The organism is Asticcacaulis sp. (assembly GCF_020217185.1).
Taxonomy (GTDB): domain Bacteria; phylum Pseudomonadota; class Alphaproteobacteria; order Caulobacterales; family Caulobacteraceae; genus Asticcacaulis.
The window spans coordinates 1-10,000 of the sequence record NZ_JAIWNX010000239.1 but is presented as its reverse complement, the minus strand read 5'-3'; the positions used below and the strand labels follow the sequence as shown (position 1 = coordinate 10,000).

Below are 10,000 nucleotides of genomic sequence, written 5' to 3'. Positions count from 1 at the left end.
ACCTGTCCATGTCGGCGACGCCCATTCCGCGCACGCTGGCCCTCACCCAATACGGCGAGTCTGACCTCAGTGTGCTCGATGAAAAGCCCGCCGGGCGGCAACCCATCCACACCGCGGTCATCCCGCGCGCGCGTTTGTCAGACGTGTTTGATCGGCTGAAATCGGCCATAGCCGCCGGATCGCAGGCCTACTGGATCTGCCCGCTGGTCGAAGACAGCGCCGAGTCCGACCTGATTGCCGTCGAAGCCCGTCACGAGTCGCTTCAGGACGCGCTGGGGCGAGAGGTGGGGTTAGTACACGGGCGAATGCCGTCGGCCGAAAAAGAAGACGTCGTGGCGCGCTTTGCCTCCGGCGAGCTGCCGCTGCTATGCGCGACGACCGTGGTCGAAGTTGGCATCGACGTGCCCAATGCCTCGATCATCATTATCGAACAGGCCGAACGCTTCGGTCTGGCACAACTGCATCAGTTGCGGGGGCGGGTCGGGCGGGGTTCGGCCAAAAGCGCCTGCATCCTGCTCTATGACATGCCATTGGGACAGGCCGCCAAGGCGCGGCTGGAACTGCTGCGCACAACGGAAGACGGGTTTGAGATCGCCGAGATGGACTGGAAACTGCGCGGTGAAGGCGATGTGCTGGGCGCGCGGCAGTCCGGCTTCCCCGCCTATCGCTTTGTTGATCCGGTGGCGCACGCCGACCTGATCGCCACGGCGTCGCGTGAGGCGCAATATATTCTTCAGCACGAAGCGCAATTCCCACCGCTGCGCCGGCAGGCTCTGGAAGTCCTGCGCCACCTGTTCGACTGGCGACCCGATGCAGCGGATAAGGTGGATTAATCCCGTCGGGCCCCGCGCCAGGCGAGCCACCTCGCCTGAGAATCCGCTTGAAGATCGGCATAAAACAGATTGTAGGGACGTACTTTTTTACTATCCGACCATGACCCGTCAACATCGAAAGACGGGCCCGACGGCCGTGATACATAGAGGATATCGCCGCGGCAGCGCGCACTGACCTTGCGCGGCATCAGGGCCGGGGTCGTCCCCCATTCCAGCCCAGTGGCATTGGCGGCACCCAGACTGTGACGCGCCTCGACCTCCTTGTCCGTGACGCCGCCCGTCAGCGGATTGACGCACAGGGCCTTACCGTCCAACGGCTCCATAATACTGGTCGGGCTCCACTCCATGGCGCGGCGCTGCGCCTGCAAGGCGCGGTCAGGACGGCCACTATCGACGCTCAGATAAGCGACGGCGCAGCCATATTGGGTACGCTGCTGACAGGCCGGGACCGCTTGCCCCGCTTGAAAATCATCGGCCGGCGTCAGGGCTTCGAGAAAATAGACAGCGACCAGCGCCGACTTCAGCGCCTCATCGGTCAAGATGCGCTCTTTCAGCAGCCGCTGCCCCAGGAACGCCCCCTGCTCCAGCCCCACAATGATAAAGCCGCTGCCGTTACGGCGCTGGGCCAGAAAGGCGTCAAAGGCGGCCTCAACATCCCCATAGGCAAATTGCCGGGCCTCACGCGCATCTTCGCGTTGCGTCAGTTGGCTGTAGAGGCTGGCCTGACGATAGCGCGGCGCATAGACATAGCCGACCGCATTGAACGGTCCGGCATAGTTAGGGAGTTGATTGCGTATGACCTCGGCGCTGGCCGTGGGATCATCAATCGGTCCCACCCAGTCCTTACCGCCATTGAAGGTCGTGCCGTGGATGAAGAAGATATCGACTTTTTGAGGATTACGGTTGCGACGTACCTCCAACCCGTTGAGCGCCGGATTAAGATACCAGCCGCTCACCTTGCGATAATCAGGAGCCGCCGGCGGCACATAGGTTTGAAACGGCACCTTGGGGTCGAGATTGTGACGCATAATGTCGTCACCCCATAGCGTCCCGACCATGACCACAAACAGCCCTCCCAGCAGGGAGAAGCCGGCGATCAGCAGACGTCTATGGACAAGGGGAAGCTTGGGCTTATCGGACATGCGGCAGGCGACGGTTTCCTTCAGGCCTCTATCATGAGGCCGGGCGTGGCATCAGGCAAGCGCTCAGCGCTTCACATATTATGTGCCGACGTTAAGGGGCTTTGGGCGTACCGGGCTTATAGGCGTCATTGGGCCAGCGTTTATGCACCCAGAACCATTCTTCCGGCCGCGCACGCACCACCTCTTCGATAAAGGCCGAAACCTTGGCCACGGTGCTGTCGATATCGGCAGCCTTATGACCGGTATCATCCACCTCAATCGGCTCATGGACGATCACACGGAAGCGCGCCTTGTGCAGACGCTCGACCGTCATCGGCTGCAACACCGTGCCGAAGCGCATAGCCAGCCGCGTCGGGCCGGGCGCCGTATCGACGCTGCGCCCGAAAAAGGGGGTGGCGACGCCGCGATTGAACTTCTGATCGTTCATCAGCGCGACCGATTCGCCCTTGGCCATGGCGATCAGCAATTCCTTGGCCCCGTCGCCGCCCTTCGGGGCAAACAGACGCACGCCGTATCGCATCCGCCCGGCCTTGATGCGCTCATCGACATAAGGGTTGTTCGCGGCGCGATAGGTCATCTGACACTCGACCCCGGCATCGACGATGGTCGAGGGCATAATCTCCCAGTTGGCAAAGTGCCCGGAGATGAAGACCACGGGGGTCTGGCTCTCGGCGATGGCCTTCAACCGCTCCATATTGACCACCTCAACGCGCCCGTTGGCGATGCGGATGCGGTCCATAATGGCGAATTCGGCAAAGGTGCGCCCCAGATTGTCCCACTGCGCGCGGGCGACGCTCGCCTTCCACGCCTCATCCTTGTCCGGAAAGGCGAGGTCGAGGTTCTGACGCACCAGCTTCTGGGTCGGGGTGATGGGGCCTATGGCCTTGAGCAGCCACGCTCCCATATCCGACGCCGTATCGACCGGCAAGGCGCGCACGACACCGACAAACAGGTCGTACATCAGCGCTTCGAAACGCCAGGCTACATCTTGCCAGAAGGAGGGTTTTGCAGAAGACATGTAATCTGATGCCTTAAGATTTTTCTTTAAGCTCTTTTTGAGCCTTAAGAATTTTTAACAGGCGTTTCACGCGGGCCTCGGCCGCCAGATGGCTGGATAACACGCCATCCCAGCCACCGGTGAAGTGGCAACGGAACAGGAAGTACCGCGTGAAAACGAACGGATATTCGAACGGCAGGCGCGTCCATATCGCCCAGGCGGGCTTTTTCAGCGCCTTGGCCTGAAGGTTGGTGTAGGAGTCGAGCTTCTGACGGATATGCTCATAAGAGCGCGCCGAAAAGTGCGTCGCCGACCCGCGTAGCTGCCCTACCGGCTCGTCCCTGGTGTCCACCGTGTCGTGCACCAGCGAGTCGCGGAACCGCACCTTGCGACGGTCATAGAGGCGGACATAGTTGTGATAGTCGGCCCACAGGCGCGGCTTATCCTTACCCGGATAGACATTGCGCAGCTTGAAGCGGTAGGCCGGCAGGTCAGGGCCGCGCGCCATCAGGGCCTTGATTTCCTGATATAACTGCGGCGTCACCACCTCATCGGCGTCGAGATTGAGTATCCAGTCGAAGCTGGCGCAGTCTTCGGAAAAGCGCTTTTGCGGCCCGTACCCCACCCAGTCATTGTGAAAGACCTTCGCCCCCATCTGACGGGCCATGTCCGGCGTGCCGTCCGTGGAACCGGAATCGACCACCACCACCTCATCGACCAGCCCCTCAATCGCCCGCAGACAATTGGCGAGACGATCGGCTTCATTCTTGGTGATAATACACGCGCTCAGTTTCGGCGGTGAGGACATAAAGGGACTCTGGATGCTAGATCATTCTGGCTTAGTCGCCTCCCCCCATCCGGTCAATAGTCATCGGATTGATCGAACCCGCCCGGCCGCACGTACACCGGGTTTTGAACAGGCCCCAATTGATGACCCAAACGACGATCCTGTGGTTTCGTTCCGATCTGCGACTGCAAGATCATGAAGGCGTGGAAGCCGCGCTCAACAGCGGCAACCCGGTGGTGCCGGTCTATATTTACGACGACCAGCTGGCGCAACGGCCTTTAGGAGCCGCTTCGAAATGGTGGCTGGATCGCTCCTTGCGCGCGCTGGATCAGGGTTTGCGGGCGCACGGATCACGTCTGATCGTCCTCAAAGGGCCGGCGATGGCGCAGTTGAAGCGCCTGATCGGGCAGGTTTCGGCGACGCGACTGATCCTCTCACGTACCTTTGAGCCGAAAATCGACGCCTTCGATGCCGGTCTGGGCAAGGGGCTGGGCATACCAGTCGAGAGTTTCAACACACACCTTCTGTCCGATCCGACGCAGATTCGCACGGGCGACGGCAATGCGTATAAGGTCTTTACCCCCTTCTACCGTGCCCTGCTGGCACATGGAGCGGCAAAGGGCCAAGCGCGAAAACCCGTGGCGACCCATTGGCCGGCCCCTGCTGAGTGGCCGGAGAGCATGGAGATTGATGCGCTGGGGCTCAAACCCGCACTGACGCCATCGGGGCAAGACTGGTCTGAAGGTTTCGATCTGTGGACGCCGGGCGAAGACGGCGCGCATCAGCGCCTGTCGGCCTTTCTGCGCTCCGGGCTGAAAGGCTATGCGCCGGATCGCGACCGGCCCGATCTCGACATCACCTCGCGCCTGTCGCCGCATCTGCGTTTTGGAGAGATCAGCCCGCACCGGGTTCTGCACGAGGCCGAAGCGCACGCCGCCTCTCATCCGGCCCTGCGCGAAGATTTGGAAAAATTCAGGGCCGAACTGGCCTGGCGCGATTTCAGCTACAATATCCTGCAACTCCAGCCGGACCTTGATCGCGTCAATTTCAAAAGCGCCTTTGATGCCATGCCGTGGCGCAACGATCCGGCGGGCTTGCGCGCGTGGCAGCGCGGCGAAACCGGCTACAGTCTGGTCGATGCCGGTATGCGTCAGTTGTGGCGCACGGGGTTCATGCACAACCGCGTGCGCATGGTCTGCGCCTCGTTCCTGTCCAAGCACCTGCTGATCGACTGGCGGCAGGGGGAACAGTGGTTCTGGGACACGCTGGTCGATGCCGACCCAGCCAGCAATACGGCCAGTTGGCAATGGGTGGCGGGCTCCGGGGCCGATGCAGCCCCCTATTTCCGCATCTTCAACCCCTTGACTCAGGCCGAGAAATTCGACCCGAAGGGGGCCTATCGCCGACGTTTTGTTTCCGGTTTTACGGAAAAGGTAGCTGGCACCGCATCCGCTCATCACCAAAAATTTGAACGCGACCTGTTTGATTTCGCAGGCGTTTCGGCTTCTAACTCAAAGGGTGCCCCGCGAATGATCGTCGATCACGCTATGGCACGTCAGCGGGCGCTCGACGCCTATGCGCAGATGAAAGAGGACTAAGCCATGCCTGCCCAGATAGAGGCCGATGCCCTGAAATCCCTGCTCGATGCCGGGGCAGTCAAGATCATCGACGGCAGTTGGGCGCTGGATGGCACGGACATGCGCGCCCTCTATGCCGAAAGCCATATCCCGACGGCGCAGTTCTTCGATATCGACGCCATCAGTGACCGCAGCAGCGGCCTGCCGCACATGGCCCCGACACCCGAGGTGTTCGCGCAGGCGGTCGGCGACATGGGCATCAGTGAAACCGACCACGTGGTGATCTATGACCGGCAGGGTCTGTTTTCCGCGGCGCGTGTCTGGTGGACCTTCCGCCTGATGGGCCACCAAAAGGTGCAGGTGCTGAAGGGCGGCCTACCGGCGTGGCTAGCGGCTGGCTATCCGACAGGTAGTGGCGCGGAATGGGTCAAGGGCGTCCCCTACACACCGAATCCAAACCCCGATATGGTTATATCTCTCAATGTATTGCAGGCACATCTTGGCGCATCGGATGAGATGGTGCTGGACGCCCGCCCGGCCGCGCGTTTTGATGGCACAGCCCCGGAACCGCGCGCTGGTCTGCGCTCCGGGCACATGCCAGGCAGCCGCAGCCTGCCTGCCAGTGAACTGATCCGCGACGGGGCGCTGAAACCGCTCGCAGACCTGAAAAACATCTTCTCGGCCCTGCACGTCACGCCCAAAACGCAGGTCATCACCTCGTGTGGATCAGGGGTGACGGCGGCCATTATCGCCCTGGCCCTGCATGAGATCGGCCATGACAAGGTGCGGCTCTATGACGGGTCTTGGGCCGAATGGGGTCAGGCCACACTCGACACGCCGGTCGTTCAATCCGATCAGCGCACCGGCGGCGAATAGAGCAGGCCACGTTCGGGCGCGTTCCATTGCGCATTCAGCCCGCGCGACAGCTTAAGCGGCGAGTCCGCGCCGATATTGCGATCGAAGATTTCGCCGTAATTACCGACCTGAGACACGATATTATAGGCCCATTCCGGCCCCAGCCCCAGACCGCCGCCCAGATTGCCCTCTGAGCCCAGAAGGCGCCGGACCTCCGGGTTCTGGGATTCCAGTTGATCCGCCTTGACTGACTGGCTCGTCACGCCCAGTTCCTCCGCGACGATGGTCGCATAGAGCGTCCAGCGCACAATGTCCGTCCACTGGTCGTCCCCTTGCCGCACGACCGGCCCCAGAGGCTCCTTCGAGATGATTTCCGGCAAAATGGTGTGGGCCGTCGGGTCGCTCAGCGTCGTGCGCGCCGCCGCCAGAGCCGACACGTCGCTGCTCAGAGCATCGCACTGACTGGCGGCATAGGCGTCGCGCCCCTCGTCCTCGTTCTTGACCACGACGGGGTTATATTTCAGCCCGCGCGCGCGGAAAAAGTCGGCCAGATTAAGCTCGCTGGTTGACCCCGTCTGCACGCAGATGCGCGCGCCGTTCAATTCGGTGGCGCTGTTCAGCCGCAGGGATTTGCGGACCAGAAAACCCTGACCGTCATAATAGTTGATGCCTGCGTAATCGACCTGATCCGCGGCGTCGCGCGACAGGGTCCAGGAGGTCGAACGCCACAGCACATCGACCTTGCCGGTTTTCAGCGCCTCGAAACGTTCGGTCGTGGTGAGCGGCACATAGGTCACCTTATCGGCGTCGGAAAAGATAGCGGCGGCCAGAGCGCGGCAGAAATCGGCGTCGAATCCACGCCAGCGCCCGGAATTGTCCTTATACGAAAAGCCGATCAGACCGGGATGCACGCCGCAATTGACCCGCCCGCGCGTCAAGACGGCCTTTAGCGTGGCACTGTCGCTTTGGGTGGGGGGGAGCGTGGCCTCCGGGGCCTGAGCGGGCTTGTCGTCTGTGGCCTTTTGTCCCTGCCCGCACGCCGTCAGACCGCACACAAGACCGGCCAGAGCAATCGGCGCGGCAAGGCGGGACAAGAGGCGGAACACGGACATGGGCAACAGGGCCTTTACGGTGGCGGCGCACCCTATTCAACACCAGCCCGCCGTCCCGGTCAAAGCGAAAGGGACGATCAGTGCTCACAAATTGGAGAAATGGCGACCCTGGCAGAAATCAAAGACCCTAAATCATTCAAAAAGAAGCACAATCTAACCTGAAAAACACCACCATTCTAACCTGAAAAACACCACCATTGATTTATTTAGATTTTTTGCCGCTGCTTCTAACCGCCCAAGTCTCGAAATACCCATGGTCGATACGCTCTTCAAATGCGTCTTTTCGCAACCACAGCTGTTCCGCATTTTTCCAGGAAGACCCAACTAAAGCACAGGGCGCTCTGCCGTCGAAAGCAGCCTGTTTGCGTCCGAATCGACCCAAAAAGCGCGCAGGCGAGGCGCGGGGACGAGCGCGGCGCTTCGGGTCTGGACGTCGGCAACCTTCTTCTGGCCGAAATCGCTTGCAAAGACAGCGGCAAGGACAGGTTGAACGTCTGGCACCCAGACCACACTGAAGCTCACCTTCAAACCGTTATGGTGAAAGTCGCGCCTGGCATCGGCGAGAACGTGCTGGCGTGCCTCGACACCGCGAGGATAGGCATTATGCGGCGCCAGCACGAAACCCAGCCTGATCACTTGGTTCCGGTTGCCGTTGAGCGCATGTGCTCCATGCTGGACGGCTTCGATGTTAAGGCCGTACCGCAGGCCTGTGGTCGTTATGGCCAATGCGCAGAGGCGATGCCTCGTCCGTACCACAGCCCCACCAAGCCTTTACAACTAGACGTTTCAGTCCTCACTCACCGAAATATCGGGTAAAGATCGCTTGCCAGAATTGAAGGGGCCAGACTATTCTTCCATAAGTTGCGTGTATGATGAAATTTTTATAGGAAAAATTGCAATGAAATCGAACCCTTATAAAGTATTTGGAGTAGTTGTTCCGGCCCCACCAAGCGATGGAGGCTATATGGCTGGCAATGTTTCCGAAGGCGTGGTCGTCTTCAAAGGGCAGACCATTCCGATGTTCAAGACGGGTGGCGTTCAGTTTTTTGATCAAAACCCAATTCCCGTCAGCTCAGTCCCTCATATACAGTACAAGACCCAAAACAATTTCGATGATCATTGGTGGTGCGGCGGCACTCATGGACAAATTGCGCTCCAGGTGCAATCAGCCGCGCACATCGACAATGTGTTTGCCAACATTCACTACAATGAGAACGCTGAAAACGGCACGCACGAAGGAACGGCAGCCTCGATTTCCGTCACATCGGGAAGCGGAGCCAATGCCGATACCACATCGGTGGCGTGGAAGATGAACACGAATGAACCGGGGGCATGGGCACAATCGCCCCCTTTCTCTCTGGTCCGAGGGTTGCAGACGGTAACTTTCGATGTTTACGTTGCCGATGGGAATAACTTCGGTATCTGGAACTTCGATATAGATGCACCGGCGTTTTCTCCTCGCCCGCTTACCATACGCTTCTACTGGAAATGCATCCGCACCGAGACAGTCATTCCGGGGGGCACCTACCAGCTTACCGACTCATTCACCGCTGGGGTTTCCTCGGAAAGCGCTTCAACGTCCTCGGTGTCCAAGGAACTGGGTCTTTCGGCCAGTGCTGGCTACAAGTCGATCTCCCTGGGCCTGACAGCGGCAATAAAATCGACATCGAGCACGAGCGAGTCGGTCAAATTGAGCAAGGCCACGACCGTGACGAACTCGCAGGTCTACCCAAACAAGGGCGATACCGACATGACCCTCCAATTGTGGCAACCCTGCGTGGAATACGACATTGCAGGCCTGAAGATCATCGACCAACGCGCCGATACCTTGCTGGCAACAACGCAGTGGGCACCAAAGCAGCCGAACTGATCCCAGCAGAAGTCTCGGAACACTTCGAGGACAGCACATCCCTTAGCGGGTATGACAAAGGCCCTGCGGTTTCCCCGCAGGGCCTGATCACTCCGGGCCGTGGTCAGTTTTGCTGATGATCACCTCCCCCGCCCTCTGGCCATTATCCCGTCCGACGCTGTAGGTCACCTCGACCGCGTCGATTGCGAAGCCGTCGAATATCCGGCGTACCTCCGGGTGATCGTTGAGGCTGAGGATAAACCGCCCTTGATTCCCCTCAGCACCTCAGCCATCCGCTCGAACTGCCCGCGGTCGAACAGGTCGCGGCCATTAACAATGCTCCAAGCCGTCATCATGACCCTGCAACTGGCGCTGATCCGCCTCAAATACGACATCGGGCGCGCGATCGATGCGCAGATCCGCGACTTCGCCGCGGCCCTGCTGCCTGAGCTGAAAGCCCACGGAATCCTGAATTCTATCCTGCGCCTGGCGCATTTTCTGGCCACGCTGATCAAGGAGTCGAACGGCCTGACCCGCTTCGAAGAGGATTTGCACTACACCACGCCCAAGCGGCTGGATGCCATGTTTTCCAACGTCAAAGGCCTTGATCACGCCGCACGCCTGATCAAGGCCGGGCCCGTGGCCATCGGCAATTGCGTTTATGCCAACCGCAACGGCAATGGCGATGAGGCATCGGGCGACGGCTATCGCTACCGGGGCCGTGGCCCGATCCAGCTCACGGGCCGGGAAAACTATCGCCGCATGGCCGCTGCGCTCAACCTGCCGCTTGAGATCGACCCCGATCTGGCCTTGCGGCCGGACGTTGGCGCGCGCATCGCGGGGCAGTT

9 protein-coding genes and 1 pseudogene are annotated in these 10,000 nt (G+C 60.3%); 5 read left to right on the top strand and 5 right to left on the bottom strand.

Annotated elements, in window-relative coordinates:
* A partial coding sequence (locus LDL37_RS11890; protein WP_290798482.1) for a helicase-related protein occupies nucleotides 1-833 on the top strand: 833 nt, incomplete at its 5' end.
* On the opposite strand, the gene LDL37_RS11885 is transcribed toward LDL37_RS11890, so the two are convergent.
* The 3 genes from LDL37_RS11885 to LDL37_RS11875 all read right to left on the bottom strand — a co-directional run bounded on the left by LDL37_RS11885 (nucleotide 830) and on the right by LDL37_RS11875 (nucleotide 3,780).
* A complete protein-coding gene (locus LDL37_RS11885) occupies nucleotides 830-1,975 on the bottom strand; it encodes a DUF3089 domain-containing protein (RefSeq protein WP_290798480.1) in 1,146 nt (381 codons plus the stop codon). The genes LDL37_RS11890 and LDL37_RS11885 overlap by 4 nt on opposite strands.
* A 91-nt stretch (nucleotides 1,976-2,066) precedes the next feature.
* Nucleotides 2,067-2,993: a lysophospholipid acyltransferase family protein gene (locus tag LDL37_RS11880; protein WP_290798477.1), complete on the bottom strand. Its 927-nt coding sequence runs from the start codon at nucleotides 2,991-2,993 to the stop codon at nucleotides 2,067-2,069.
* A 13-nt stretch (nucleotides 2,994-3,006) separates the two neighbouring features.
* Nucleotides 3,007-3,780, bottom strand: coding sequence for a glycosyltransferase family 2 protein (locus LDL37_RS11875; RefSeq protein WP_290798474.1), 774 nt, complete (start codon nucleotides 3,778-3,780; stop codon nucleotides 3,007-3,009).
* Between the two features lie 122 nt (nucleotides 3,781-3,902).
* Here LDL37_RS11875 and LDL37_RS11870 point away from each other — a divergent pair, with 122 nt between their 5' ends.
* The gene (locus LDL37_RS11870) at nucleotides 3,903-5,357 is read left to right on the top strand and encodes a deoxyribodipyrimidine photo-lyase (protein WP_290798471.1); all 1,455 of its coding nucleotides are present in this window, start codon (nucleotides 3,903-3,905) and stop codon (nucleotides 5,355-5,357) included.
* Nucleotides 5,358-5,360: 3 nt separating this feature from the next.
* Nucleotides 5,361-6,212 carry a 3-mercaptopyruvate sulfurtransferase gene (gene sseA, locus LDL37_RS11865; protein ID WP_290798468.1) on the top strand — a complete coding sequence of 284 codons (852 nt, stop codon included), beginning with the start codon at nucleotides 5,361-5,363 and terminating at the stop codon, nucleotides 6,210-6,212.
* Here the strand turns inward: sseA and LDL37_RS11860 are convergent.
* On the bottom strand, nucleotides 6,191-7,303 hold the full coding sequence (locus LDL37_RS11860; protein ID WP_290798465.1) for an amino acid ABC transporter substrate-binding protein: 1,113 nt from the start codon (nucleotides 7,301-7,303) through the stop codon (nucleotides 6,191-6,193). The genes sseA and LDL37_RS11860 overlap by 22 nt on opposite strands.
* Before the next feature lie 324 nt (nucleotides 7,304-7,627).
* A complete protein-coding gene (locus LDL37_RS11855; protein WP_290798462.1) occupies nucleotides 7,628-8,029 on the bottom strand; it encodes a hypothetical protein in 402 nt (133 codons plus the stop codon).
* Nucleotides 8,030-8,267: 238 nt separating this feature from the next.
* On the opposite strand from LDL37_RS11855, the gene LDL37_RS11850 reads away from it, so the two are divergent.
* Nucleotides 8,268-9,173, top strand: a complete 906-nt coding sequence (locus tag LDL37_RS11850) for a hypothetical protein (RefSeq protein WP_290798459.1) — start codon at nucleotides 8,268-8,270, stop codon at nucleotides 9,171-9,173.
* Nucleotides 9,174-9,488: 315 nt separating this feature from the next.
* Nucleotides 9,489-10,000 (top strand): annotated as a pseudogene (locus LDL37_RS11845) (hypothetical protein); the annotation flags it as partial.